21 protein-coding genes and 2 pseudogenes are annotated in these 24,367 nt (G+C 73.6%); 7 read left to right on the top strand and 16 right to left on the bottom strand.

The annotated features are described in order from the left end of the window. Nucleotides 1-319 precede the first annotated feature (319 nt). Nucleotides 320-1,147: an alpha/beta fold hydrolase gene (locus D9753_RS33755; RefSeq protein ID WP_163010860.1), complete on the bottom strand. Its 828-nt coding sequence runs from the start codon at nucleotides 1,145-1,147 to the stop codon at nucleotides 320-322. A gap of 57 nt (nucleotides 1,148-1,204) precedes the next feature. Here D9753_RS33755 and D9753_RS33750 point away from each other — a divergent pair, with 57 nt between their 5' ends. Then, complete coding sequence (locus tag D9753_RS33750) at nucleotides 1,205-1,690, top strand: MarR family winged helix-turn-helix transcriptional regulator (RefSeq protein WP_121790454.1); 486 nt, start codon at nucleotides 1,205-1,207, stop codon at nucleotides 1,688-1,690. A gap of 17 nt (nucleotides 1,691-1,707) precedes the next feature. Here the strand turns inward: D9753_RS33750 and D9753_RS33745 are convergent, their stop codons facing one another. The 11 genes from D9753_RS33745 to D9753_RS33695 form a co-directional block, all read right to left on the bottom strand. Next, on the bottom strand, nucleotides 1,708-2,547 hold the full coding sequence (locus D9753_RS33745) for a lysozyme (protein WP_121791430.1): 840 nt from the start codon (nucleotides 2,545-2,547) through the stop codon (nucleotides 1,708-1,710). An 85-nt stretch (nucleotides 2,548-2,632) separates the two neighbouring features. After that, complete coding sequence (locus D9753_RS33740) at nucleotides 2,633-4,489, bottom strand: M1 family aminopeptidase (protein WP_121790453.1); 1,857 nt, start codon at nucleotides 4,487-4,489, stop codon at nucleotides 2,633-2,635. A 273-nt stretch (nucleotides 4,490-4,762) separates the two neighbouring features. Continuing rightward, nucleotides 4,763-5,419: a maltokinase N-terminal cap-like domain-containing protein gene (locus tag D9753_RS33735; protein ID WP_121790452.1), complete on the bottom strand. Its 657-nt coding sequence runs from the start codon at nucleotides 5,417-5,419 to the stop codon at nucleotides 4,763-4,765. Nucleotides 5,420-5,459: 40 nt separating this feature from the next. Further along, nucleotides 5,460-6,131, bottom strand: coding sequence for a spherulation-specific family 4 protein (locus D9753_RS33730; RefSeq protein ID WP_121790451.1), 672 nt, complete (start codon nucleotides 6,129-6,131; stop codon nucleotides 5,460-5,462). Then, on the bottom strand, nucleotides 6,128-7,027 hold the full coding sequence (locus tag D9753_RS33725; protein WP_121790450.1) for an NAD-dependent epimerase/dehydratase family protein: 900 nt from the start codon (nucleotides 7,025-7,027) through the stop codon (nucleotides 6,128-6,130). Before D9753_RS33725 ends, D9753_RS33730 begins: the two co-directional genes overlap by 4 nt. A 7-nt stretch (nucleotides 7,028-7,034) precedes the next feature. Further along, nucleotides 7,035-7,748 carry a nucleotidyltransferase family protein gene (locus D9753_RS33720; protein ID WP_121790449.1) on the bottom strand — a complete coding sequence of 238 codons (714 nt, stop codon included), beginning with the start codon at nucleotides 7,746-7,748 and terminating at the stop codon, nucleotides 7,035-7,037. Nucleotides 7,749-7,799: 51 nt separating this feature from the next. After that, nucleotides 7,800-8,801, bottom strand: a complete 1,002-nt coding sequence (locus tag D9753_RS33715) for a GDP-mannose 4,6-dehydratase (protein WP_121790448.1) — start codon at nucleotides 8,799-8,801, stop codon at nucleotides 7,800-7,802. Between the two features lie 45 nt (nucleotides 8,802-8,846). Continuing rightward, nucleotides 8,847-10,244, bottom strand: coding sequence for a hypothetical protein (locus D9753_RS33710; RefSeq protein WP_121790447.1), 1,398 nt, complete (start codon nucleotides 10,242-10,244; stop codon nucleotides 8,847-8,849). After that, complete coding sequence (gene pelF / locus D9753_RS33705) at nucleotides 10,241-11,752, bottom strand: GT4 family glycosyltransferase PelF (protein WP_121790446.1); 1,512 nt, start codon at nucleotides 11,750-11,752, stop codon at nucleotides 10,241-10,243. Before pelF ends, D9753_RS33710 begins: the two co-directional genes overlap by 4 nt. 143 nt (nucleotides 11,753-11,895) lie before the next feature. Further along, nucleotides 11,896-14,025 carry a hypothetical protein gene (locus D9753_RS33700; protein ID WP_121790445.1) on the bottom strand — a complete coding sequence of 710 codons (2,130 nt, stop codon included), beginning with the start codon at nucleotides 14,023-14,025 and terminating at the stop codon, nucleotides 11,896-11,898. Between the two features lie 397 nt (nucleotides 14,026-14,422). Further along, nucleotides 14,423-14,947 carry a hypothetical protein gene (locus D9753_RS33695; RefSeq protein ID WP_121790444.1) on the bottom strand — a complete coding sequence of 175 codons (525 nt, stop codon included), beginning with the start codon at nucleotides 14,945-14,947 and terminating at the stop codon, nucleotides 14,423-14,425. A 544-nt stretch (nucleotides 14,948-15,491) separates the two neighbouring features. On the opposite strand from D9753_RS33695, the gene D9753_RS33690 reads away from it, so the two are divergent. Beyond that, on the top strand, nucleotides 15,492-15,749 hold the full coding sequence (locus D9753_RS33690; RefSeq protein WP_121790443.1) for a DUF5133 domain-containing protein: 258 nt from the start codon (nucleotides 15,492-15,494) through the stop codon (nucleotides 15,747-15,749). Nucleotides 15,750-15,972: 223 nt separating this feature from the next. Further along, nucleotides 15,973-16,890 (top strand): SGNH/GDSL hydrolase family protein, encoded by a 918-nt coding sequence (locus D9753_RS33685; RefSeq protein ID WP_205614329.1) that lies wholly within the window; start codon nucleotides 15,973-15,975, stop codon nucleotides 16,888-16,890. Between the two features lie 115 nt (nucleotides 16,891-17,005). Here the strand turns inward: D9753_RS33685 and pgm are convergent, their stop codons facing one another. The 3 genes and pseudogenes from pgm to D9753_RS33670 all read right to left on the bottom strand — a co-directional run. Beyond that, entirely contained in the window at nucleotides 17,006-18,646 is a 1,641-nt protein-coding gene (pgm, locus tag D9753_RS33680; protein WP_121790442.1) for a phosphoglucomutase (alpha-D-glucose-1,6-bisphosphate-dependent), read from the bottom strand. A 128-nt stretch (nucleotides 18,647-18,774) separates the two neighbouring features. Then, the gene (locus D9753_RS33675) at nucleotides 18,775-19,614 is read right to left on the bottom strand and encodes a chitosanase (protein WP_121790441.1); all 840 of its coding nucleotides are present in this window, start codon (nucleotides 19,612-19,614) and stop codon (nucleotides 18,775-18,777) included. Nucleotides 19,615-19,773: 159 nt separating this feature from the next. Next, nucleotides 19,774-20,142, bottom strand: a pseudogene (locus D9753_RS33670) (MFS transporter); the annotation flags it as partial. Here D9753_RS33670 and D9753_RS33665 point away from each other — a divergent pair. The 4 genes and pseudogenes from D9753_RS33665 to D9753_RS33650 form a co-directional block, all read left to right on the top strand. Beyond that, on the top strand, nucleotides 20,102-20,341 hold the full coding sequence (locus D9753_RS33665) for a hypothetical protein (protein WP_121790440.1): 240 nt from the start codon (nucleotides 20,102-20,104) through the stop codon (nucleotides 20,339-20,341). The pseudogene D9753_RS33670 and the gene D9753_RS33665 sit on opposite strands and share 41 nt — an antisense overlap. Before the next feature lie 4 nt (nucleotides 20,342-20,345). Beyond that, nucleotides 20,346-20,966: a DedA family protein gene (locus tag D9753_RS33660; protein ID WP_121790439.1), complete on the top strand. Its 621-nt coding sequence runs from the start codon at nucleotides 20,346-20,348 to the stop codon at nucleotides 20,964-20,966. A gap of 108 nt (nucleotides 20,967-21,074) precedes the next feature. Beyond that, nucleotides 21,075-21,248: a CsbD family protein gene (locus D9753_RS33655; protein WP_121790438.1), complete on the top strand. Its 174-nt coding sequence runs from the start codon at nucleotides 21,075-21,077 to the stop codon at nucleotides 21,246-21,248. A gap of 273 nt (nucleotides 21,249-21,521) precedes the next feature. After that, nucleotides 21,522-21,779, top strand: a pseudogene (locus D9753_RS33650) (ATP-binding protein); the annotation flags it as partial. A gap of 29 nt (nucleotides 21,780-21,808) precedes the next feature. On the opposite strand, the gene D9753_RS33645 reads toward D9753_RS33650, so the two are convergent. Then, nucleotides 21,809-24,325 (bottom strand): SpoIIE family protein phosphatase, encoded by a 2,517-nt coding sequence (locus tag D9753_RS33645; RefSeq protein WP_121790437.1) that lies wholly within the window; start codon nucleotides 24,323-24,325, stop codon nucleotides 21,809-21,811. Nucleotides 24,326-24,367: the final 42 nt, after the last annotated feature.

Genomic DNA, 24,367 nt, shown 5'->3' with positions numbered 1-24,367 from the left:
GGTTCGGCCTCCGGAGTGCTCGACGCCGAGCAGTTCACCGACGCAGTCGGGGTCGCCCTGCTGGGCACCTGCTTCTTCGCGGCACCCGCCGACGGCGGCGACCCTTCCCGGGCCGCCGCCGTCACGCTGCTCACCGCGGTGGGCCCGCCGCTCCTGGCCCTGGCGCCGCCCCCCGGCTGCCCGCCCGGGGCCGGGCCGACGACACGGCCTGACCGCGGGCCGGTTCGCCGGGCGAGGAAGCCCAGGGGACCGGGTCCCCCGGGCGCGGCGGACGCCGTCCGCTCGGGGTGGGCCGGAGGGCCGCCGTCGCCGCGTGGTGTTACGGCAGCCGGTCCAGGAAGGCGGACAGTTCGGCGTTGAAGCGGGCCGGGTTCTCCATGTTGGGATAGTGCCCCGCGCCCGGAATGCTCACCGTGCGGCCGTCGGGGACGAGTTCCGCCAGACGGGCGGCCATGGCGAGGTGGTCCGGGGAGTCCAGGGCGCCGTTGACGGCGATCAGGGGCACCTCGATGCCGGGCACGCGCTCCCAGGTCCGCGTGACGGGCACGTGGTGGTCGGGCTCGCCGGGCGTGTGCTTGCCCAGGGTGCCCAGGCCCATCTCCCGCAGCCGGCCCACCAGGTCGGGGTCGACGCCGGTGAGGTCCCGGTGCGGGCCGGCGGCCCAGAGCACGAACGCGTCGGCCCAGCCGGCCAGGTCACCGGCGGCCAGGGCCTGCTGCTGGGCGGCGGCCACCCCGAGCACCCAGGGGTCCTCGAAGACGGGTTCGCTGGTGCCGACCCCGCTGACGACGACCGCGCGGACCAGCTCGGGGTACTCCAGCGCGCAGTCGACGGCGATGCCCCCGCCCATGCACAGCCCGACGAGCACGGCGGGAGCGGCGTCGAGGCCGCGGAGCAGTGTGGCCAGGTCGTCGACCTGCCGGAAGGGGCCGGTGGCGTTGTCGGAGGCGCCGTGGCCGCGGGCGTCCCACGCGATGACCCGGCGGCCGGGTGCGAAGGCCCGGATCTGCTCCTCCCACATGCGGTGGTCGACGAAGCCGCCGTGCAGGAGGACGAGGGGTGCGCCGGAGCCGGCCTCGCGGTAGGCGAGGCGGCCGTCGGCGGTCGCCAGGGAACGGACGGGCGTGGATGTCAGATCGACAGTCATGACAACCAAGGTGTCATTTTTCGCGCACGTTGGCAACCAAGGTGTCATCCTGGTCGTATGAAGGACGACCGAACCGCCCCCGCCGCCGCACCGGATCCGGACGAGCTGGCCGACCACCTCACCGAGGTGTTCGACCTGGTCGGCCCGCTCTACCGGCGGGTGCACCGCAAGGTGGAGCAGGCCGCCCCGATCGAGGGCCTGTCGGTCGGCGTGCGCGCCGTGCTCGATCTGCTGCGGGCGCGGGGGCCGATGACGGTCCCGCAGATGGGCCGGGCGCAGGCGCTCAGCCGGCAGTTCGTCCAGCGCATGGTGAACGACGCGGCGCGGCAGGGTCTGGTGGAGAGCGTGGCGAACCCCGCGCACCGCCGGTCCTCGCTGATCCGGCTCACCGGTCCGGGCCGGGCGGCGATCGCGGCGGTGCGGGCCCGCGAGCACGAGCTGCTGCGCCGGGTGGGAGGCGATCTGAGCATGGCGGACGTCGATGCGTGTCTGCGCGTGCTCGCAGCGATGCACGCGCTCTTCGACGACGTGGACGTGGACTGAACCGTGACGGAGGGCACTCAGCCGGTGGCGAAGTCCCGCAGCGCGTCCTGGGGGCCGTTGAAACGGTCGTGGTCGCCGACCGTCTTGCCGGTGGAGGTGTACTGCCACATCGTGTGGGTCTTCCAGCCCGCCGGCAGGGCGCCGACCGTGGAGGCGTAGCGGGCGATCCACAGCGGGTTGGTCGCGCCGAACCCGGCGTAGCCGCCGGTGCACTGGGTCCACCAGCTCGTGGCCGTGTAGATGACCGCGTTCCGGCCGGTGCGGGACTTGTACCGGTTCAGGAAGTCGCGGATCCAGCCGACCATGCCGCTCTTGGACTTGCCGAAGCAGTCGTCGCCGTACGGGTTCCACTCGATGTCGAGGACTCCGGGCAGGGTCTTGGCGTCGTTGGACCAGCCGCCGCCGTGCTGCACGAAGTAGTCGGCCTGGGCGGCGCCGCCGGCGGTGTCCGGGGTCGCGAAGTGGTAGGCGCCGCGGATCATGCCGATGTTGTACGAACCGGTGTACTGGCTGCTGAAGTAGGGGTTGGTGTAGGAGGTGCCCTCGGTGGCCTTCGTGTAGGCCCACGTGGTGCCGTCGCCCCACAGCGTCTTCCAGTTGACGGCTCCCTGATAGCTGGAGACGTCGACGCCCTCGGCCTGGGAGGCGCGGGGGACGGGGGGCGGGGTGCCGTCGGAGCCGTCGTGGGCGAGTACGCCGATGCCCATGTAGGCATTGCCGCGTACGGGAGCGCCTCCGGCCGGCAGGGGCACGGCCGGGACGCTGGACAGGAACAGGAGGAGGCCGGTCAGGGCGCCGGTGAGGCACAGGGGGGACCGGCCGCGGAAAGGGGCTATGGAGTTTCGCACGCCCTCCATCTGACCCGGGGTCGGGTCGTCCCGCACCCCGGGTACCGCCCGACGAGGCCATCCGCGGCCGGTCTTTGAGCCGTACGGGTGGCTGTCAGCCGTCGATGCGGTGCTGGGTCCAGAAGGAGTTCAGGTCCGTGCTCGTGGCGGCCTGGGCCGCCGCTTTGAACTCGGCCGTGGTGGACACGCCGTACCAGTGCGCGGTCGCGTAGTCCTTCAGCAGCTTGGCCATGGCGGTGTCACCCAGGACGCGCCGCAGGTCGTGCAGGGCGCACTTGCCGTAGCCGTAGACGACGGTGGAGTACCGGGAGGAGTGCGCGTCCCAGTACGCCATCGAGTTGGTGATCTTCTCGGTGCCGGAGGCCCAGGAGACGCTGCTCCAGCAGTTGCTGCCGGTCTTGCCCTGGGCGAGGTCGGTGGCGTAGTCGGTGAACGACTCGTCCAGCCAGGGGCTGGTGTACTCGTCGTCGCCGACGATGCCGTACCACCACTGGTGGGCGATCTCATGGGTGAGGGCGGTGGTGCTGACCAGGTCCATGACGAACCCGGGGTACTCCATGCCGCCGAACCAGTAGTTGTTGTCGATGACGGCGTCCAGCTCGCCGTAGGGGTAGGCGCCGAACCGGGCCGCGTGGGCGTCGACGGCGGTCTTGGCGGTGCTCAGCATCGACTGGGCGCTGGAGGAGCTGATGCCCGAGACGGAGTACACGTTCACCGGGACGCCGGCGGCGGAGGTGCCGGAGATCTTGGCGAACGGTCCGGCGGCCCAGGCGAAGTCGCGGACCTTGGACGCGGTGGCCGTGGTGACCGTGCGGCCACTGGAGCCGGGGGTGTCCGTGGAGGTGCCGGTGGCCGGGACCAGCAGGCCGTTCGGGTGGTCCAGGGTGACCTTGAAGTCGGCGGCCAGGGAGTAGAACGACTCGCCGTTGTTTGTGTACGGGTCCAGGTGCCAGCCGGCGCTGTCACGGACCGCGAGGACGGGCAGCGCGTTGCCGATGAAGCTGAACGCGCCGTCGTGGCCGAACCGGTCGGCGCCGCTGGGCACGGTGATGCCGAGGTCGAAGCCGATGGTGGCGGACCGGCCCTGGGCGAGCGGGGACGGCAGGTCGATCTTCAGGGCGGTGCAGGCCACGGAGGGGGCGCCGGCACTGCCGCCGGTGACGTTGCTGACCTTGATGGGCATCGCGTCGCAGGTGCCGTGGTAGTTGTCCCACAGCCGCAGGTAGACCTCGCCGAGCGCGGTGGCGGAGGCGTTGGTGAAGGTGACGTTCTCGTGGCCGGTCCAGACGGTGCCGCTCGTGTCGCTGCTGAGGTTCACGGTGTAGGCGGGCGCCGCAGGGGTGCGGGTGGCGTCGGCCGGTGGCGGCGTGCTGCCGTCGGAGGTGTCCAGGGTGATGTCGTCCAGGACGAAGCTCGTCTGGAGGCTGGAGTCCTCGGTGCCGGTGAAGGACAGGTTCACCGTCTGGCCGGCGAACGACGACACGTCGATCGTCCTGTGGACGTAGCCCGTGTTCTCGTCCAGGTTCGAGTAGGTGGCCAGGGTCGTGCTGCCGATCTTGGCCGTCAGCTTGTCGTACGCGACGGACGTGGTGGTCTCGGCGGTGTCGGTGTGCAGCCAGAAGCCGAGCGTGGCGGTGGCGCACCCGGAGGGGATGGTCACGCTCTGGCCGAGGGTGTCGGTGCGGGTGCTGCCCGCGCCGTCCAGCCAGGCGTAGGAACTGCCGCCGTGGGCGGTCTGTCCGGAGCGGCTGGTGATCAGGGTGGACGGGGACTGGGTCCACGGTGAAGTGCCGCTCTCGAAACCTCCGTTGCCGATCACCTGGGCCGGAGCGCAGGCGGCGGGGGCGGAGTGGGGGCCCGCGGCGGCGGGGGTGCCGGGGAGTACGAGGGCGGCCACCGCGGCGACGGTGAGCGCACCGGCGCCGAGGGCCTTGTGGGGGGTCGTTCTCACACGCTACTCCTTCGTGGCGGCCGGGGTTGCGGCCTGCTCGAAGGCCGCCCGGCCGGGGTTCGCCGGGCGGCCGCGTACGGGACGTGCGCGATCGCTTGTGCCGAAGAGCCCGTCGCGTCCCCATGGGGTCGGGGCGACGACTGCCGGACGACTGCCGAAAGACTGACAGATTTGACCGGTTCATGCCAGATGGATAAAGCGGGCGCGCCTCCCCCGGCATCACGGGCGACACCGCCGCTCGGCGCGCCCGCCCCTCGGCGGACGGCGCCTCGGTCAGGCGTCGCGCAGCGTCATGAGGACGGCCCGCAGCCGGGTGCCGTCCGGGCCGGGCCAGCCGGTGGCGACGTGCCCGAGCGCTCCCCGCGGCGGCAGCGGCGGATTCTCGTCGACGGGGGTCAGGACGCGGTGGACGTGCAGGACCGTCCCGTGGGGCGCGGGCAGACGGGTGCCGTCCCGCTCGTCGGCCGGCTCGGGAACGAGGCCGTCGCGGGTGAGGGCGGCGCCGGTGTGGGAGCGGGTCACCTCGTGGTCGGGTGTGTCACTGACGCTCTGCGCCACCGCCTGCGCCCGGCCCTCGATCAGCGCCAGCAACTCGGTGAACAGCACCGGGTCGTGGCAGCCGTCGTAGACCCAGCGCTTGCCCAGCACCCCGTGCTCCATCGTGCCGATCAGGGCGTGTCCGGCGCCCTCCAGCGGCGCCCCGCGGTAGGTGAGCGGTACCAGATACGCCGTCGGCTCGGGGCCCGCGGTGTCGGTGGCCACGATGAACTCCATGCCGACCTCGCCCTCGGGGTCGTCCAGCCGGAACCCGCCGGACCTCTCCAGCGCGGGCGCGTGCCGACCGCCGCGGTACCAGGGACGGGTGGGGAGCCAGTCGGTGAGCAGTTCCGTCTTGCTCGGCTCGAGGGTGGTGTCATGGATGACGGCCATGCCGGTGGTTGCCTCCCGTGCTGCGGAATACGGACCCGGCTCAGCCTTCCACACCGTCCCCGCCGGCCAACGCGGGGCTCAACCCGGCCCACGGGTTGGGCGGTTCACCGGTCACCGGGCCGCACACCGCGGCGCCCCGCTCGTGTGCCGTGCGGACGGCGAGCGGGACGAGGGCCTCGGGGACGCCGTAGACGAGGTGGCACAGCCGGTCCGGCGGGTGCCGGGCGGTCCAGGCCGGCCGGGTGAACGCCGAGACGTACGTCGACCAGTGGCCCTCGAAGGTGACGGTCAGGTCCCCCAGGCGGGTGTAGCCGGGCGCCGGGTGGACGCCCGGGTTGAGGACGACGGTGCCGGCGCCGAGCCGCCGCAGGTCCCGGACCAGACGGCGGCAGGCGGGCAGGCCGTCCGGGCCGGCGGTGACCCGGTCCAGGAAGCAGCCGTCGGCCCCGTACCAGTCCTGGTGGCGGCGCAGCTCCTCGGTGATCCGGCGCCGGTCCCGGACGCCGTAGTCGGTGTCGACGTAGCCGAGAAGGCGCGCGCCGGCCGCGCGCAGGGCCCCGGCCGCCGCCGTGAACGCGGGGTCGGGGACGCTGCCGGGTCCGCTCGCCGGGTTGAGGACGACCGCGTAGGTGCGGTCCGCCGCCGCGATCAGCCGGTGCCAGGCGCCGGGGTCCTCGGCCGGATGCACGTACAGCGGTACCAGCAGGCTCACGGCACGCGCTCCGCGTCGGCCGTCCACAGCGCGGCGAGGGCGTCGTCGAGGCTGTGGGCCGGCCGCCAGCCCAGGGCCCGGGCCGCGGCGGAGACGTCCGAGCACTGCCACGACACCTGCGCGGAGCGCGCCGAGCCGGCCGTGCTCTCCTCCATCCGTCCCCGGAACCCCGCCCGCCGGGCCAGGCCGTGCACCAGCTCCCGGACGGGGACGGCCGTTCCGCTGCCGATGTTGAGCACGGCGGGCAGGGGCCCGGGGGCGGTGACGGCGGACTCGGCCGCCCGGGCCACGTCGCGCACGTCGACGAAGTCGCGGTGCGCGGAGAGGTCCCCGAGGCGCAGCACCGCCTCCGGGTCCTGCCCGGCCGAGCGGAGCAGCGCGACCAGCCGGCCGGGCAGGCTCGCGAGGGGTGCGCCGGGGCCGACCGGATTGCCGACCCGCAGCACCACCGCGTCCAGGGCGGCGGAGGTCACCGCCACCGTACCCGCCAGCTTGGTCGCGCCGTACGGCGTCACCGGACAGGCGGGCGCCGACTCGGTGACCGGCACACCCGCGGTGCCCGGCCCGTACTCGGCGGCCGAACCCAGGTGCACGAGGCGGGCGGTGGGAGCCGCCTCGCGCAGCGCCGCGCAGAGTACGGCCGGACCACGGGCGTTGACCTCGGCCAGGGTGACGGCGTCGCCGCCGGTGGCGCCCGCGCAGTTGACCACGGCGTCGGGGGCGGCCGTCACCAGGGTCTTCGCGAGCCGCTCGGGCGGGTCGGTCGCGAGGTCGACGCCGAATCCCGCGGAGGCGGTGCGGCCGGCGGCGACGACGTGCGCGCCCGGCAGGGCGCGCAGCCGCTCGGCCACGTGGCGGCCCAGATACCCGGTGCCGCCGAGGACGAGAATACGCATGTGGTACTCAGGCTCCCTTGAGCAGCAGGGACTTGCGGCTGGTGAACTCCGCGTTGGCCCGGTCGTAGTCGTCGGGACGGCCGATGTCCAGCCAGTAGCCGTCGAACTCGTAGGCGTGCGGCGGGTCCTGGTGCTTCAGCAGGTCCAGGACGAGTTCGTCGAAGCCGAGCGGCAGGCCCGGCGTGTAGCCGTCCAGGGTCGCGCGGCTGAGGCCGTAGACGCCCATGGAGACGCGGTAGTCCATGCTGGGCTTCTCGGTGAACGCCACGACCCTGCTCGCGTCGGTGGTGAGCACGCCGAAGTCGATGTGGACCTTGCGGGCGTACGTGGCGATGGTCAGCGGCGCACCCGACCGCTCGTGGCGGCGCAGTACGTCGGCGTAGTCGAGGTCGGTGAGGATGTCGCCGTTCATCACCAGGAACGTCTCGGGCAGCCGGTCCCTGAGGTTGAGCAGCGGGCCCATGGTGCCGAGCGGGCTCTCCTCGGTGGCGTAGTCGACGCTCATGCCCCACTGGGAGCCGTCGCCGACGTACGCGCGGATGATCTCGCCCAGGTGGCCTATCGCGATGGTGCAGCGGGTGAAACCCGCGGCCGACAACTGGCGCAGCACGATCTCCAGGATGGCGTGCTGGTCGCCGATCGGGACGAGCGGCTTGGGCAGCGCGGTGGTGTAGGGCCGCAGCCGGACGCCCTTGCCTCCCGCCAGAATCACTGCGTGCATGGGGCTCCTCCTTCGTTGACGCAAGGACACAGGGGGGACGTGCCGGTCGGGTCAGATGTTGTAGATAGCGGTCTTGTAGCGGGCCAGGTTGGCCGGGTCGCGGAAGAACTCCACGGTGTGGGCGAGGCCCTGTTCCAGGGTGTGGGCGGGCTGCCAGCCGGTGGCCCCGGCGAGCCGGGTTGCGTCGGCGACCAGCCGCATGACCTCGGAGTTGGCCGGCCGGATGCGCGCGGGGTCCTCGCGGACGTCGAGGGCGGTGTCCATCACCTTGCCGATCAGCGCGACGAGGTCGCCGACGGAGATCTCGCCACCCGTCCCGGCGTTGAAGGTGCGGCCGACGACCTGCTCGGCGGGTGCGGTGCCGACGGCGAGGAACGCCTGCGCGGTGTCCCGGACGAAGGTGAAGTCACGGGTGGGGCGCAGATCGCCGAGGGTGATGGTCCGCTCCCCCGCCGCGACCTGGCCGATGACGGTGGGGATGACGGCGCGCATCGACTGGCGCGGGCCGAAGGTGTTGAACGGGCGGAGCGTGACGACCGGGGTACCGAAGCTGGCGTGGTAGCTGTCGGCCAGCCGGTCGCCGCCGGCCTTCGAAGCGGCGTACGGGGACTGGGTGTTGATGGGGTGGTCCTCGGTGATGGGCACGGTCCGCGCGGTGCCGTAGGTCTCGCTGGTGGAGGTGTGCACCAGCCGGGGCGTGCCGAGGGCGCGGACCGCCTCCAGCACGTTGAGGGTGCCGGTGACGTTGGTGTCCACGTAGCTGTGCGGGGCCCGGTAGGAGTACGGGATCGCGATCAGCGCGGCCAGGTGGTAGGCGACGTCGGCGCCGTCGAGCAGGCCGCGGACCGAGCCGGGGTCGCGGACGTCGCCGAGGACGATCTCCACGTGGTCCAGGACGTCCGGGGCGAGGGTCTCCAGCCAGCCGTAGGAGGAGAAGGAGTTGTACTGGGCCATGGCTCTGACCCGGTGGCCCGAGGCGACCAGGGCCTCGGTGAGGTGGGAGCCGATGAAGCCCTCGGCTCCGGTGACGGCGGCGAGCGGTGCGGGGGTCAAGTCGGAGTTCCTTCCGGTCGGTTGCGCGGGGACGAGCGGTGTGGGTCAGGCGTGCCGGGCGGGCCGGCCGAGCAGCCGCAGGGCGCAGGCCACCAGGGCCGTCACGGCCGCGCCGCAGCACAGCGGCAGGGCGGTACGGCCCGGTGGCAGGTGCAGCAGCGCCGCCGCGCCGGCCGTCGCGGCGGCGGCCAGACAGATCACGGCCGGTGGCCAGGCGGCTCCGAACGCCTGGAGGAGCAGCGCGGTCCACAGGGTCGCCGCGAGCAGCAGCAGCGGAGCCGGTGCCGCACCGGTGAGGTAGGCGGCGGGCAGCAGCGGCAGCACGTAGGCGACCAGGCAGCCGCCGAGGACGGCGGCGGAGCGCAGCAGGAAGGCGGCGGGGGTGGCGGTGGCGCGCAGGGCGGCGACGGACAGGCCCCGGTAGCGGTACAGCAGCCATTCGGCGGGGCCCATGCTGACCGTCAGCACGATCACCGCGTACGGTTCGCGCCGCCCCTCCAGCAGTACCAGCACGCCCGCGGCCAGCCCGAACAGTCCGTACGGCAAGGACCACCGCAGCCGGGGCCGGGTGCCGCCGGCCGCGGCCGGGGTGGCGAGGGCGGTGCGCAGGGCGTGGCCGGTGCCGGCGAGAGTGGCCAGCAGTGCGAGCAGCGGCAGCCCGGTGCGCACGGCGGTGCCGGGTTCCCACCAGGGCAGTACGGCGGCGCCCGCGATCAGCGGGGTGAGTGCGGCCAGCAGCAGCCGCTCCCGGGCCAGGACCAGCAGGACGCCCGCTGCCGCGAGGTACAGCGACTGCGCCGCCGCCGCCGCGAGCACCGGACCGGCGGCGCCGGCGAGCGGGACGGCGGACGCGGTGGCCAGCGCCGCGCCCAGCGGGGCGCCGGTGAGCAGGGTGCGGGCGGCCTCCCGGCGGCCGGTGGCCATCCGCAGGTGGGCGCGGTGGCCGAGGGCCTGTCCCCACGCCCAGGAGACCAGTCCGGCGGTGATGAGCGCGGCGGCGTGCCGGCCGGGGTGCCACAGGGGTGCGGTGAGCAGGTAGGCGAGGCCCGGCAGCGCGAACAGCGCGCCGCGCAGCAGGCTGCGGACCGTGTCCGGGCGCCAGGGGTCGGCCGTGGGCGCGGGTTCCGGGAAGGTCCGGGGCACCTGCTCGTACAGGGCGGCGGCCAGGGAGAACAGGCCGGTGTGGCCGTAGCGTTGCCTGATCTCGTCGGCCGTCAGGCCCTCGGCCTCCAGCAGGGCGGCCACCTCGTACGGATGGACGGCCGGGCCGACGCGGTCGGCGAGATCGGCGGCCAGCCGGCTGACCGCCTCCGGGTCGGGGCCGCGTCTGGGCAGCCGCAGGGCCAGCGTGTGGTCGTCGCGGCGCGCGGGCGGCTCGGCGAGCCGCAGCGCGAGGGTGTCCTGTTCGGTGCCGCCCGGTTCGAGCGCCATGGGGCCGCTCATCCGGACAGGCTCCCCGCGGTGAGGGGCAGCGCCTCGCCCTGCGCGGCCGGCTCGGTGGACGGCCGGACGCGGGTGGGCAGTTCGAGGTAGATCGAGCGGAAGGTGTCGATGGTCTGGCGCAGTGTGAACTGCTCGATCACCCGCAGCCGGGCCGCCTCCCCCATCGCCCTGCGCCGCTCGGCGTCGCCGAGCAGTTCCAGCGCCGCTGCCGCCATGCGGGCGGGGTCGCGCGGCGGGACGACGAGCCCGGTGCCGCCCACGGCCTCCCGGACGCCGCCGACGTCGGTGGAGACGGTGGCCCGGCCGCAGGACATGGCCTCGATGAGGGTGAACGGGAAGCCCTCGCTGATGCTGGAGAGCATCACGACGTTCCCGGCGGCGTAGGCGTCCTTGATGTCGTCGACGCGGCCCTCGAAGGTGACGGCGTCGGCGTGTCCCAGTTCGGCGGCGAGGGCCTCGCAGCGTTCCCGGTAGGCCTCTCCACCGCGTGGTGTGCCGCCGAAGAGCCGCAGCCGGGCCTCGGGTACCTCCTTGCGGACCAGGGCGAACGCGCGGATGAGGGTCTCCAGGTCCTTGATGGGGTCGACGCGGCCGGCCCAACTGAGCGTCGGCACGCCGGGTTCGGGTCCGGCGGGCGGGAACGCGGCCGGGTCCACGCCGTTGTAGACGGTGCGGATGGCCTGCGGGTCCGCGCCGCCCTGCTCCTCCCAGAGCCGGTTGTAGCGGTTGCCGGGGGTGATCAGGGCGGCCCGGCGGTAGCTCTCCTCCGCCAGCAGCCGGAAGAAGCCGAGGACGAGGGCCTTCACCGGCCAGCGGTAGGGAGCGGTGCGATAGCCGAGGTAGCGTTCCCGCAGGTACACGCCGTGTTCGGTGAGCAGCAGCGGGACCTCGTACTGCTCCAGCCCGGCGAGACCCGGCAGCACGGCCACCCCGCCGCTGACGGCGTGGGCCACCCCGTTCCGGGGCGGGGGGGCGGCGAGCGGGCGCAGGGCGTGTTCCAGCAGGGCGGTGGCGGTGACCGCGTCGTGCAGGGTGGGGGCGGCCTCCCGGACCGGGAGTCCCGGGCGGTTCCACACCGCGGCGAGGAGGGCGATGGCCCGGTCGCCGCGCAGGAACGCGCTCAGTGTGCCGTCGGCGGCGGCCCGGGCCATCGTGTACAGCGCGGGCGGGAAGCCGTCCTCGGCGCGCGGGTCGAGGAGCGCGGTGAGGAAGCGTTCGTAGGCGGCCGTGAGCCGGTTGCGGGCCCGGCCCCGGGGCGGACGGCCCTCCGGCGGGGTCCCCCACATGGGTACGGAGAGCACGCTGTGGACGTGGGCGGGCAGGTCCCAGACGACGGGTTCGCGTCCGGTGCCGGTGACGGCGACGACGTCGAAGTCGAGGTCGGGCATGCCCTGGACGAGCTGGTCGCACCAGACGCTGACGCCGCCATGGCTGTGCGGGTAGGTGCCTTCGGTGAGCAGGGTGACGTGCGCCGCGCCGGAGCGGCGCGCGCCGTGCTGAACGTGCATCGATGGGGCTCCACGGCCGAGGTGTGGGGTGGTCGTGCGGGTTCCGGGCGCCGACGGGCGGCCGGAACCCGGGCCCGTCCGGCCGGCTCCCGTCGCGAGGCGTGCGGGAGCCGGCCGGACCGGCCCTGGGTTCGGTGCGCCGTTCAGCTCTCCGGGGTGTACGGAACCTGTTCGGTCACGCCCGCCGGGACCCTGGTGTGCGGGGTCGGGGCGGTGGCCGCGGCGGTGGTGCCGGCGGTCGCCGCCGGGGCGGCGGCCGAGGACGGCAGGGTGAAGGTGAGCGCGCTGCCGGCGGAGGTGGTCCAGCCGGAGAGGGTGCCCGCGTAGGCGGTGCCGAAGGCGGTGGTACCGCGGGTGGTGCCGGCGGGCAGGGTCGCGGGGACGGCGGTGCCGTTCGGCCCCTGCACGGTGACGGTGCCACCGATGCGGTAGGCGGTCACCTGGCCGGCCTGTACGGCGGTCTTCCAGGCGGCGCGGCGCTGGAGTTCGACGCCGATGTCCTTCATCCGCAGGTCGACCACGGGGGTGCTGTCCGCGAACAGGGCGTCGTAGCCGTCCAGGACGCCGTCGAGGACGGGGTAGGCGATGCGGTCCTCGGCGAGGTTCGACTGGTGGATGAAGTGCGGCTTGGGGTCGTTGGACAGCACGTGTCCGAGGGCGATCCGGGTCTCCAGCGGCACGATGTAGCCGGTGTAGCCGGTGCCGGTGTCCAGGGGCGCGGACAGGCAGGTGGTGGTCGCCGGGTTGTCCTCGCAGATGCCGCTGCCGCCCTGGGCGCGGCCGGTGTAGAGCCAGTTGTACTCGTCGACCTGTTCGGCGGTCCTGCCCGCGTTGTAGAAGACGTTCATCGGGTAGCGGGCGACCGTGGTGGCGGGGCCGACCTGGCGCTGCTGGGGGTCGCGGGAGTTGTCCGAGGCGAGCCACGTGACGTTGTTGTCCGTGAGGGCGAGGGCCAGGTTGGGGTTGTCCGCGGGCTGCTGCGGCAGGATCCTGAGGCCGGAGTGCTCGCCGGTGACCAGCTCGGTGTTGTCGAGCGGGAGTCCGGCCACCTGTCCCCAGACGCGGTTGGTGAGGATCTCGTTGTCGATCGCGGTGCGGCTGACCCACTTGGTGCTGCCGTCGGCGTTGGTGGTGCAGGTCCACGGTACGACGGTGACGTTCTGCTCGCAGCCGAGGAAGGCGTGCGTGTAGGTGTGGTTGACCCAGCGGAACTGGTTCCGGTCGGTGATCAGCCTGTCGGCGAGCTGGTCGACGCCGTCGTTGTCCTCGCGCTGGTCGACGCTGCCGGCGCCGTTGTAGACCATGTCGAAGGTGAAGTGGCGGCTGTTCTGCCAGGCGGTGGCGTGGTCGACGTCGGCCGGGGTCATCCGGATGGGGCTGGGGGTGCCGGCGCCGCCGGTGCAGTCGACGTCGCCGGGTGTGCAGTTGAGCCGGGTGTCCCAGCGGTCGTCGGCGGCGAACACGTCGTCCACGTGTACGGCGAAGTAGTTGCGGGAGGCGCCGAGGTGCACCCCGCCGGTCATCCACTCCACGATGCCGCGGGCCAGCAGCCGGAACTGCTGCTGGTACTGGTTGTAGACGAAGGTGACGACCAGTTCGCGCCGCCCGTCGTGCCGGTACTCGCCGACCAGGGAGCCCTGCCTGGTGGTGCCCGGGATGGGCGCCTGCACGTAGGGGGTGAAGTCGGCGCCGGCGGCGGGCGTCGACAGGTAGGCGTAACTCTCGCCGACGCTGGGCGAGTTGTCCTCGAACGGCACCGGGCCGTCGAGGTAGCCGAAGGCTCCGCCGCGGCCGGCCGCGGTCACCTGGGCCTGGACACCGTCGATGCTGCCCGAGTAGCCGCCCGAGGTGGGGACCTGGAGCCCGGCCTGGGGGCGGGCGTAGGTGTAGGCGTCGACCTGCGGGATCGCGTAGGTCTGCTCGTAGGCGGCGAGCGCGGTCATCTCGGCGCTGCCGGCCGCGAACGGGTTGTCGTTGGGCAGGACGACGGCCTGGAACCTGGCCCGGGGCCGGCCGTCGACGGTGTCGGCGAGGAAGCCCGCGTCGATGGTGGGCCGGTCGGACCGTGTGAGGTCGACCTTCGTGTACGGCGTTCCCGCGGTGTCGAGTTCGGCGGCGATGGCGTCGGTGGCCGGGCCGCCGTCGCTCACCACCAGGACTCTGAGGTCGACGCGCGGCGCGGTGGCGTCGGCCTCGGCCGGGCCGGCCCCCAGGCCGAGCGCGGCGATGAGTGCGCCCACCGTCAGCGCGGTGGTGCGTATGGTCCGCTTCATGCGGTGAAGTCCCCTCCCCGGGCAGGGGTGAGCACGGCTCCCATGGAGCGGACACCCCCTCGCGTGACGCCGGCGTCCCCCTCAGAAGCCGGTCGTCGACGCATCTGTCGCGTCACATGGTGATGTCTCTGTGTAGCTTTTGTGGTCGAGTTACGGAACATGACGGAAAAGTGCAGGTGTCCGACAGCGTCCCGAAGCAACCTGAACGACCGTTTTCGCGTCGCCACCATGTGGGGGGTCACGGCGGACGGAGGGCTCCGGCCCGCTGGTCCGGCCGGGGTGCGGCGCACCGGCGGACCATGGCGGTCCGCCGGGCGACATGTCGGGTCCGTACCGCGCGGGGCCGGCGCCCTCGGGGCGAGTTTCGGCCACCCGGTCGACGGGGCCGAGGAGTCCGTCAGGCGCAGACGACGCGCGTCTCGGGCGTGTAGACGGGTCCGCCGTTGGTGTTGGCGCTGTCGCTGAACTCGGCGTAGTAGTACGAGTAGAAGCCGATGTTGCCGTTGCAGCCGGAGTCGGCGGCGACCTGGAGGGTCAGCGTGACGGTGCGGCTCTGCCCGGGCGCGATGGTGGCGCCGTAGTTGCCGCCGAGGTTGCTCGGCCCGGTGCCGGAACAGGCGGTGCTGCCGCTCGCGGTCGCCAGGCTGCACCCGGTGAAGCTGTACTTCAGGTCCGGGCGCTGGGTGGTCAGCCAGGTCGGGTCGATCGTCTGGTACACGAACCAGATGTCGTAGGTCCTGTTGTTGGTGATGGTCATCGACAGCTTCACCGTGCCACCGGGGGTGGTGGTGGCACTGTCGGTCGCGAAGGTCAGGGAGGCCGGCGCGGGGTCGGCGCTCGCGCTGGGGGCGAGGCCGAAGACGGCGAGGAGGAGGGCGAGGACGGCGGTGAGCCCGAGGCGTCTCGGCAGAGGTGATCGCATGGCCCGGGAGGCTAGGCAGGCGTACGGCACGCCGTCTGCCCCGCTGCACCGGTCCCGGACACGGTTCGGCCGAAAGTGGCCCTCGCGTGAAGAAGGTGCGGGGGCGCTGTGACGGTGCGTCGCATATCGCATACGCGCACGCCGGGACGGGGCGGCGCGAGGGGGGCGTGGGGTTCGCGGCGAGGGTGGTGCGCGAGTCGGCTTTGGCGCGGACGAGACGCCCCCACTTCGACGGAAGGAAAGCCACCGGTTGTGTCGGGGGTTGCTTCCCGGCCACACCACGGTTTCCGGCCGCGCGGAGCGGGTGGCGACGGACGACGAGGAAGGGGGCGGGCGGCGCGGATCAGTGCGGCCGGAGCGGGGCGACGGGCGGCGCGGGTCCGGGTCCGGGGCACGTCCGCCTCGCCGGCCCCCACGGAGACGATCAGATGGCACAGCGCGCCCCGGGCGGCGGACACCGTCGAGGACGGGTGGCATGCGGTGCCCGAAGGCGGGTATTCGCGCTGCGACTTCGCACATCGGCGACACACCAGGAGGCGGACACATGCTGATGGCACACCCCGCGGTACTGCAGGACCTCATCGCCCAGTACGAGGCCCTCACGCTGCTCGGGGCCGAGGAGAGCACCCCGGAGGCCCGGCAGCGGCTCGCGGACGTGTCGTACACGCTGTGCGTGGCCACCGGCACCCGGGACGTCGACATGGCTCTCATCGCCGCCCGGCACCGGCTCTCCGGGGCCCGCCCGGAGGACGACTCGCTGCTCGAGCTGGCGGGCCCGGCGGAACCGGCGGCCGCGGTCTGACCGAACCGGCACACCGGCCGACGGCGAAGCCACCGGTGTGGCCGGCCCCCGCGCAACGGGCCGGACCTCCGGGCCCGTTGCGCGCCCCCCTCCCCCTGAACTCGTCGCCTCCCGCTTCTGGTCCGCGAGACCTACCGGACGGTATACATGCCCAGTCCGACGCGCGAGGGCCGCTCCTGAGGTGCCGCCGCCCGCGCGACACAGCGGTTCAGGGGGAGGACGCATGACGCACGACAGGCGCCCGGCGGGCAGGGCGGCAGACCGGCGGCGGACCGCCGTGCTGGGGGCGGCACTGGCCGGATGCACCCTGCTCGCGGCCGGCACCACACCGGCCGCGGCGCACCCCGGCGGCCACGGCCGCGCGGTCGCCTACGTCGCGCTCGGCGACTCCTACACCTCGGGTCCCGGGATTCCCCGGCAGGTGGACGCCGACTGCGCGCGCTCCGACCACAACTACCCCTCGCTCGTGGCGGCCCGGGCGGAGGTGACCGCGTTCACGGACGTGAGCTGCGCCGGCGCCACCACCGCCGAGATGTGGCAGGCGCAGGGCACGAACGGACCTGAGCTGGACGCGCTCGACCGGCACACGGACCTGGTCACGCTGCAGATCGGCGGCAACGACGTCGGATTCGGCTCGATCATCGGCACCTGTGCCCGGCTCGCCGCCCAGGACCCGGCCGGCAACCCCTGTGAGCGGGCGTACAACGCGTCCGGACACGATGAGCTGGCCCTCGCCGTCGTGCGCACCGCGCCGAAGGTCGACCGGGTGCTGCGGGCCGTGCACGCCCGCGCACCGCACGCCCGGGTGGTCGTCGTCGGCTACCCCGACCTGCTCCCCGACGACGGCAACGGCTGTTTCCCGCAGGTCCCGTTCGCCCGGAAGGACTTCGCCTACCTGCGGGACACCGAGAAGCGGCTGAACCTGATGCTGCGCCTGGTGGCCGGCCTCAACCGGGCCGCCTACGTGGACACCTACGGCGCGACGGTCGGTCACGACATGTGCAAGGCGCCCGCCGACCGCTGGATAGAGCCGCTCCGGCCGGCCTCCCCCGCGGCTCCGGCCCACCCCAACGCCGAGGGCGAGGCGGCCATGGCGCAGGCGGTGCTGGACCGGCTGCACGCGGGCCGCGGACGCGACTGAGCCGGACCGGCCCTCCCGCACCCCGCCCCGGGACCGCGGCCCGCACACCGCGGACCGCACCGGGGCGGCCTCCGTGACATCTGGCACCGTGCCGGAGGCCGCCCCCACGGCCGTGTCAGCCGCCGAGCGCCCCCAGGACCACCGCCTGGGCCTCCTCCTGGACCCGGGCGAGGTGGGCGGCGCCGAGGAAGGACTCGGCGTACACCTTGTACACGTCCTCCGTGCCCGAGGGCCGGGCCGCGAACCAGGCGTTGTCGGTGGTGACCTTGATGCCGCCGATGGCCGCGCCGTTGCCGGGTGCCTCGGTGAGGACGGAGGTGACCGTCTCGCCGGCCAGCGTGTCCGCGGTGACCTGGGCCGGGGACAACTTGCCCAGCAGCGCCTTCTGTTCGCGGGTCGCGGGCGCGTCGATGCGGGCGTAGGCGGGTGCGCCGAAGCGGGCGGTCAGCCCGGCGTAGTGCTCCGAGGGCGTCCGGTCGGTGACGGCCGTGATCTCGGAGGCGAGCAGCGCGAGGATGATGCCGTCCTTGTCGGTGGTCCACACCGAGCCGTCCCGGCGCAGGAAGGACGCGCCGGCCGACTCCTCGCCGCCGAACCCGAGGGCACCGCTGGCCAGTCCGTCCACGAACCACTTGAACCCGACCGGCACCTCGACAAGCTGACGGCCGAGGTCGGCGGCGACCCGGTCGATCATCGTGGAGGAGACCAGGGTCTTGCCGATGCCCGCGCCGGCCGGCCACTGCTCGCGGTGCCGGTAGAGGTAGGAGATGGCGACCGCGAGGTAGTGGTTGGGGTTCATCAGGCCCGCGTCCGGGGTGACGATGCCGTGCCGGTCGGCGTCGGCGTCGTTGCCCGTGGCGATCCGGAAGCGGTCGCGCTGCTCGATGAGGGACGCCATCGCGTACGGCGAGGAGCAGTCCATGCGGATCTGGCCATCCCAGTCCAGCGTCATGAAGCGCCAGGCGGGATCGGTGTGCGGGTTGACCACCGTCAGGTCGATGCGGTGCTGCTCGGCGATCCGGCCCCAGTAGGCGACGGAGGCGCCGCCGAGCGGGTCGGCGCCGATGCGCACGCCGGCCGCGCGGATGGCGTCCAGGTCCAGCACGCTGGGCAGGTCGCCGACGTAGGTGCCGAGGAAGTCGTAGCGCCGGGTGGTGTCCGCGGCGAGCGCGCGGTCGTACGGCAGCCGGCGTACGTCCTTCAGGCCGCCCGTGATGATCTGGTTGGCGCGGTCCTGGATCCAGGAGGTGGCGTCGGAGGCCGCCGGGCCGCCGCTCGGCGGGTTGTACTTGAAGCCGCCGTCGGCGGGCGGGTTGTGCGACGGGGTGACGACGACGCCGTCGGCGAGGCCGGAGGTGCGGCCCCGGTTGTGCGTCAGGATCGCGTGCGAGACGGCGGGCGTGGGCGTGTAGCCGTCCGCGCTGTCGATCAGCACGGTCACGTCGTTGGCGGCGAACACCTCCAGCGCGGTGGCCCTGGCGGGTTCCGACAGGGCGTGGGTGTCGGCGCCCAGGAAGAGGGGCCCGTCGGTGCCCTGGGCCGCCCGGTACTCGCAGATGGCCTGACTGGTGGCGGCGATGTGGTCCTCGTTGAAGGCACCCGCCAGGGACGAACCACGGTGCCCCGAGGTGCCGAACGCCACCCGCTGTCCCGGGTCGGCCGGGTCGGGGTGCAGCGTGTAGTACGCCGTGACCAGCCTGGCCACGTCGACGAGGTCCTCGGGACCGGCCGGCCGGCCGGCGCGCTCGTGCGGCATGAGTCCGTTCCTCCGCATAGGTGGGGGTCGTACGCTCACCGCCCATCTTTCCTCGTCAGGGGCGTGGCATGCATGTGCGCCCCACCGGCCGGGCCGCTCCGGGCCCGGCCGGCCGCACGCCGTGCGGGTCAGCCGATGTGGTAGCTGTCCCCGTACACCTTCCAGTCGAGCGGGGTGTTCAGGCCGAGGTTTCCCTTGCGCAGGAAGACCCGTTGCGCGGTGTCGACGCGGCTGGTGTCACTGTGTGCCTCCTCCTGCTTCATGGCCCACACGCGGGCGTCCAGGAAGGCGTTCAGGTACGTGGTCTCGTTGCCGCCCCGGGCCGGCGGCTGGGCGGTGCGCAGGGCACGCTCGCGGATGTTGCGGAAGCTGGTCGGGTCGTCGCCGTCGCCGTGCATGACGAGGGCGTCGTAGTAGAGGAACTGGCCCAGCGCGCGCAGACCGTCGGTCCTGCCCTGGGTGACGGCCGGGTCGAAGTAGACACGGTCGCGTTCGTCGTTCTGGGCCTGCTGGAAGGCGGTGTCCTGGGCGGCCTTGCGCCAGTCCTTGGGGAAGTCCGGGTCGAGGCCGTCGTGCGAGTCGGTGCCGTCGACCCGGCGCAGGGCGGGCAGGTACTTCGCGAGGACGTTGCCGGGCTTGCGGTCGGTGTGGAGCCGGACTAGGTCGAGCATGTCGCCGGTGCCGGAGCAGAAGCCGACGATGCCGGCGGTGTAGCCGCGGCCGTCGCCGATGTCCTCGATGTACTTGTACTGGGCCTTCCAGTCGAGCGAGGAGTTCTCCGCGCTCGACACCAGCTTCATGGCGATCTCCTTCTTCGCCGGATCGTCCAGGCCCGGCGCGGCGGCGGAGGCCGTGCCCGCGCGGGAGACTCCGAGCAGGGCGCCCGAGGCGACGGCGCCGAACGCGGCGACGACGGTCCGGCGGGAGAGACGGGCGGGGGCTGCCGGCTCACGGTGTGCGTGCACCACAGGGGCTCCAAGTGGGGGGTGGGCGTGGGCGGTTCGGTCCGCACCGCCCACTGGTAGGAAAGTTTCCTATCAAAGGCGGGGGGGTCCGGTAACCCGGTGCGGGCGAAGTTCGTAGGATCGGACAACCCTCGCGGCCCACCCCCCGGCCCCCGCGCGGGGTCAGCCGTGCCGCGCCGCGTCCCGTTCCTCGGCGTAGGCGTACAGCTCCTGCGAGGTGCTGATGAGGTCGCGCATCTCCTCCCGCGAACCGACCATCGGCTGCGAGCCCTTGAGCGGGACCTGGGCGCTCTCGGGCAGGAGGCGCACGGTGAGCAGGCCGATGGCACCCGCCAGCACCAGATAGTAGGCGGGCATCAGGTCGTCGCCGGTGAGGTCGACGAGGGCGGTCGTGACCAGGGGGGTGGTGCCGCCGAAGGCGGCCACGGCGATGTTGAAGCCGATGCCCATGGCCGCGTAGCGGACGGCGGTCGGGAACAGGGCGGGCAGGGTGGCCGCGCTGGGTGCGGCGAAGCAGGCCAGCCCACTGCTGCCTCCCCACCCCGACGTGACCCGCGCCCGCGACTGCGAGCAGTGCCTCGGCTGGGGGACCCTCGTCACCCGCGACGGCGACCACGAGCTGTGCCACGCGTGCCAGCCCGGCAACGGTGACGACGAGGACATCACCGCCACCGGGTCCCAGCCGCCCCACCCCCGCTGCCGACCGCCTGCTCGCACCGACGTACCGTGAGGGCATGTCCCCACCCCTTCCGGGACCGCTGGCCCATCTGGAACCGCTGCTCGGCCACTACGGCTACTGGGCCGTGGGGGCCGTGGTCCTCGTCGAGGACTTCGGGGTCCCCGCGCCCGGCGAGACGATCCTCCTCGCGGCGGGGGTCTACGCGGGCACGGGCCGGCTGGACGTCGTGGCCGTGGCGGCCGTCGCGTTCGTCGCGGCCGTCGCCGGCGACAACCTCGGCTATCTGATCGGCCGGACCGGCGGGCGGCCCTTCGTGCACCGGTGGGGCCGGTACGTCCTGCTGACGCCGAAACGGTTCGAGGCCGCCGAGCAGTTCTTCCAGCGGCACGGCGGCAGGATCGTGACCGTGGCCCGGTTCGTCGAGGGCCTGCGCCAGGCCAACGGCATCATCGCCGGCACGACCGGCATGCACTGGCGCCGCTTCCTCGCCTTCAACGCCCTCGGCGCGGCGCTGTGGGTCGGCCTGTGGACGACGCTGGCGTACCTGGCCGGCAGCCACATCACGGCGGTGTACGACGAGATCAGGCGCTACCAGCTCTACGTCCTCGTGGCCGCCGCGGTCGTCGTCGCGGGGTTCGCCGTACGGCACCTCCTGCGGCGGCGGCACGAGCGCTGAACCCGCGACGGCGTCCGGGCGAAGGCGGCGGACCCCTGGTTTGGGCGCGGGCACAGCGGTAATCCGAATACCGACCACAGACCCGTCGACGTTGGGATGTGACACGCGATGGCCGGTGACAAGAAGGCCAAGGGCAAGGCGGAGCAGGCCAAGGGCAAGCTCAAGGAGACCGCGGGGCGCGCCGTGGGCAACGAGCGCCTGGAGGCCGAGGGCCGCATGGAAGGCGCAGCCGGAGACGCCCGGCAGGCGAAGGAGAAGGCGAAGGACGTCTTCAAGCACTGAGGCGCGCGCCGAGTTATCTGCGGAACGGGTCCGGACATCCAGCGCAAGCGGATGCCCGGACCCGTTCCGCTGTCGCGTACACCGGCCCGGTCACGCCCCCGGCCGCCGCTGCCCGCCGCTCCGCCCTGGCGAGCCATTCGTGTGCATCCGGTGGATTCCCCGGGAACGTCCCTCGACCCGCGGCCGAGTGGGTAGCCGGGCAGGGGCGGACGGCCACCCCGCTGTGCACAGGAAGGGCCCCTCACCCCGGAGGGAAAGGGCAACGTCGTCAGCGAACTGGTCACCAACGCGGCCAGGCACGCGCCCGGCCCCTGCGCCCTGCGTCTGGAGCTGCCGGCCGGCGCGCTGCGCGTGTCCGTCACGGACACCTCCCGGAACCCGCCGCGGCGGCGCCCTGTCGATCCCCGGCGGGTCGGCGGCCACGGGCTGCACCTGGTGGCGACGGTCTCCCGCGGCCTGGACGTGACCTGGCTGCCGCGGGGCAAGCGGATCAGCGCGACCGTGCCGCTCCTCGCGGCGGAAGCCGGCTGAACGGAACCCGCCGCGCGGACGGGGCCCGGTCAGGCCACCCTTATGCCGATGATGCAGGTGTCGTCGTCGGTGTCCGACCTGCTGTAGGTGAGCAGCCGGTCAAGCTGCTGGTCGAGGGTGGTGGAGACCGCGCCCGCCGTGTCCAGCAGATGGGCCAGGGACTCCTCCACCGAGCGGTCCCGGCGTTCGATCAGGCCGTCGGTGTACATCAGCAGGGTGTCCCCCACGGCTAGCTGGAGTTCCTCCTCGTCGTAGCCCGCCTCCGGTACGGCACCCAGCAGCAGTCCCCTGACCGGGGGCAGCGCGGTCGCCTCCGGCCCGCCGGTCCCCCCGGTCTCCCGCACCAGGACCGGCGGCAGATGGCCCGCCCGGGCCCAGCGCAGGGTGCGCCGCTCACCGTCGTACAGGCCGCAGACGGCGGTCGCGGTGACCGCTCCCGTCAGATGGTGGGCGACGATGTTCAGCCACGAAAGCAGCTGCGCCGGGCCGGCGCCGGTCACGGCGAGGCCGCGCAGCGCGTTGCGCAGGACGACCATGCTGGTCGCCGCCTCGATGCCGTGTCCGGCGACATCGCCGACGCACAGCAGGATCAGTCCGGAGGGCAGGGCGACGGCGTCGTACCAGTCGCCGCCGACCAGGTTCTCGGTCTCGGCGGGCCGGTAGCGCACCGCCACCTGGAGGCCGGGCACCCGGAGCGGGGCCTGCGTCGGGGGCATGATGGCGTGCTGGAGCTGGAGGGTCAGCCGGTTGCGCTCCACGGCCTGCTGCTCGGTGTGGGCAAGCTGGTCGCGGGTGGCGGCGAGCGCGACCTCCGTCCAGTGCTGGGCGGAGATGTCCTGGTAGGCGCCCCGGACGACGAAGAGCTGGCCGTCGGTGTCGAGGACGGGCTCGGCGACCACGCGCATGTGCCGGGTCACGCCGTCCGGGCGCAGCAGCCGGAAGGCGGCCGAGGCGGGCCTGCGGTGGTGCAGCACGGTGCGCAGGAAACGGCCGAGGGTGACCGCGTCGTCCGGGTGGGCGTGGGCCGGCAGGTCCTGGAGGGCGACCGGGAGGCTGGTGCTCGGGCGGCCGTACAGGCTGAACAACTGGTCGTTCCAGGTGATCTCGCCGGTGAGCAGGTTCTCCTCGAAGCCGCCGATCCGGCCGAGCCGCTGCGCGTGCTGGAGCAGGCTGGCCAGGCGTGCCGCCTCGTCCTCGATGCGCCAGATCAGCAGCACGCTGGAACCGTGCCGGCTGATGCTGATGTCGGCGACGGCGGACAGCGGCACCTCGTCGACCAGCGCGGTCAGCCGCATCCGGTGGGCGCGGAACGGTTCGCCGGTGGCGTAGACCCGCTCCACCCGCTGGAACAGCTCACTGGCGCCGGCGGCCATCGGGTAGGCCTCCAGCAGCAGGGCGCCGCTCACGACGGCCCGGGGCCGGCCCGCCGGGTCGAGGAAGCGGCTGTTGACGTGCTGGATGCGGAAGTCGACGAGCTGACCGGCGTCGTCCAGGTGCGGCACCAGCACCAGGGCCGGGTCGTGCAGACCGTCCGCCAGGTCCGTCAGTTCGACCACGTCGGGCAGCAGCCGGGGCTCCTGCTCGGTGCCGGGCTGCGGGGCCGTGGTCTCCAGGGAGTGCGCGCACAGCTCGGCGAGGGCCTCCACCTGCCGGACGACCGGGCGCGGCAGCGGGCTCTCGGGCTTGGGCCAGGCGATCTCCAGGACGCCGTAGATCCGGCCGCCCGCGCCGGCGGGCAGGGCGATCCGGGCGCCGTCGGCGTACTCCCGCCGGCCGATGGTGGGCAGCCCGGAGTCGGCGAGCGAGGGCAGCCACTGCCCGTCGGGCTGGTTCAGGCCACGCCGGGCCACGGTGGCCACGTCGGGCGGGACGTAGCGCCAGCGGGCCGCCTCGCCCGGCGGGAAGCCGGCGCTGCCCGCGAGGGAGAGGGAGCCGTCCGAGCCGGCCGCCCAGATGGCGACGGCGACCGCGCCCAGCGGGCGCAGGGCGTGGTCGAGCAGCGAGTCGGCCATCGCCTGGGTGTCGTCGGCGGCCAGGACACCGCTCTCGGCGGCGCGCAGGCGTACGGCGGCGGACCCCTCGACGGGTCCGGCCGGGTCGGTCGCGGCCGACAGGAACGCCTCGGTGACCTCCGAGACGCGGTCCCGGGCGGCCTGGTTGATGACCTCCACCGCGAACTCCAGCGGGGTCATCTGCGCCTGCTCGGTGAGTTCGCTGAGCTGGCGGGCGGCCTGCGCCGGGCCGCAGCCGAGGCGCTCGACCAGGATGCCCTTGGCGAGTTCGACGAGCGCCCGGCCCTCGGCCTCGGCCTGCGCCGCCCGTACCTCCCGGCGCAGCCGCTCCACGGTGGCGGCGAGCCGGCCGACCGGAGAGGTGGCGGGCAGGTCGGCGGCCGGGAAGCCCGGCAGCACGAAGTCGACGGCCGGGAGGTCCGCGGCCGGGAAGCCCGGCAGCACCACGTCGACGGCCGGGACGTCCGCGGCCGGCTGCGGGGAGGGCACGCCGGCCGGCAGGTCCGGCCCGGTGGGCGGTTCGGCAGCGTTCACCGGATCCTCACTCCTCGGCCTGTGGACGGACGGGCTCGCCGT

The sequence above is a fragment of the Streptomyces dangxiongensis genome (assembly GCF_003675325.1).
Taxonomy (GTDB): Bacteria; Actinomycetota; Actinomycetes; order Streptomycetales; family Streptomycetaceae; genus Streptomyces; species Streptomyces dangxiongensis.
This window is presented reverse-complemented; position numbering and strand designations above follow the sequence as displayed.

What these genes read in the sequence shown, in the direction of transcription:
- D9753_RS33735 (WP_121790452.1), bottom strand. Translation starts at nt 5,419, where the DNA reads ATGGCCGTCATCCATGACACCACCCTCGAGCCGAGCAAGACGGAACTG.
- D9753_RS33700 (WP_121790445.1), bottom strand. Translation starts at nt 14,025, where the DNA reads ATGAAGCGGACCATACGCACCACCGCGCTGACGGTGGGCGCACTCATC.
- D9753_RS33725 (WP_121790450.1), bottom strand. Translation starts at nt 7,027, where the DNA reads ATGCGTATTCTCGTCCTCGGCGGCACCGGGTATCTGGGCCGCCACGTG.
- D9753_RS33695 (WP_121790444.1), bottom strand. Translation starts at nt 14,947, where the DNA reads ATGCGATCACCTCTGCCGAGACGCCTCGGGCTCACCGCCGTCCTCGCC.
- D9753_RS33720 (WP_121790449.1), bottom strand. Translation starts at nt 7,748, where the DNA reads ATGCACGCAGTGATTCTGGCGGGAGGCAAGGGCGTCCGGCTGCGGCCC.
- D9753_RS33755 (WP_163010860.1), bottom strand. Translation starts at nt 1,147, where the DNA reads ATGACTGTCGATCTGACATCCACGCCCGTCCGTTCCCTGGCGACCGCC.
- pelF (WP_121790446.1), bottom strand. Translation starts at nt 11,752, where the DNA reads ATGCACGTTCAGCACGGCGCGCGCCGCTCCGGCGCGGCGCACGTCACC.
- pgm (WP_121790442.1), bottom strand. Translation starts at nt 18,646, where the DNA reads ATGCCGCACGAGCGCGCCGGCCGGCCGGCCGGTCCCGAGGACCTCGTC.
- D9753_RS33685 (WP_205614329.1), top strand. Translation starts at nt 15,973, where the DNA reads ATGACGCACGACAGGCGCCCGGCGGGCAGGGCGGCAGACCGGCGGCGG.
- D9753_RS33750 (WP_121790454.1), top strand. Translation starts at nt 1,205, where the DNA reads ATGAAGGACGACCGAACCGCCCCCGCCGCCGCACCGGATCCGGACGAG.
- D9753_RS33710 (WP_121790447.1), bottom strand. Translation starts at nt 10,244, where the DNA reads ATGAGCGGCCCCATGGCGCTCGAACCGGGCGGCACCGAACAGGACACC.
- D9753_RS33660 (WP_121790439.1), top strand. Translation starts at nt 20,346, where the DNA reads ATGTCCCCACCCCTTCCGGGACCGCTGGCCCATCTGGAACCGCTGCTC.
- D9753_RS33655 (WP_121790438.1), top strand. Translation starts at nt 21,075, where the DNA reads ATGGCCGGTGACAAGAAGGCCAAGGGCAAGGCGGAGCAGGCCAAGGGC.
- D9753_RS33690 (WP_121790443.1), top strand. Translation starts at nt 15,492, where the DNA reads ATGCTGATGGCACACCCCGCGGTACTGCAGGACCTCATCGCCCAGTAC.
- D9753_RS33745 (WP_121791430.1), bottom strand. Translation starts at nt 2,547, where the DNA reads ATGGAGGGCGTGCGAAACTCCATAGCCCCTTTCCGCGGCCGGTCCCCC.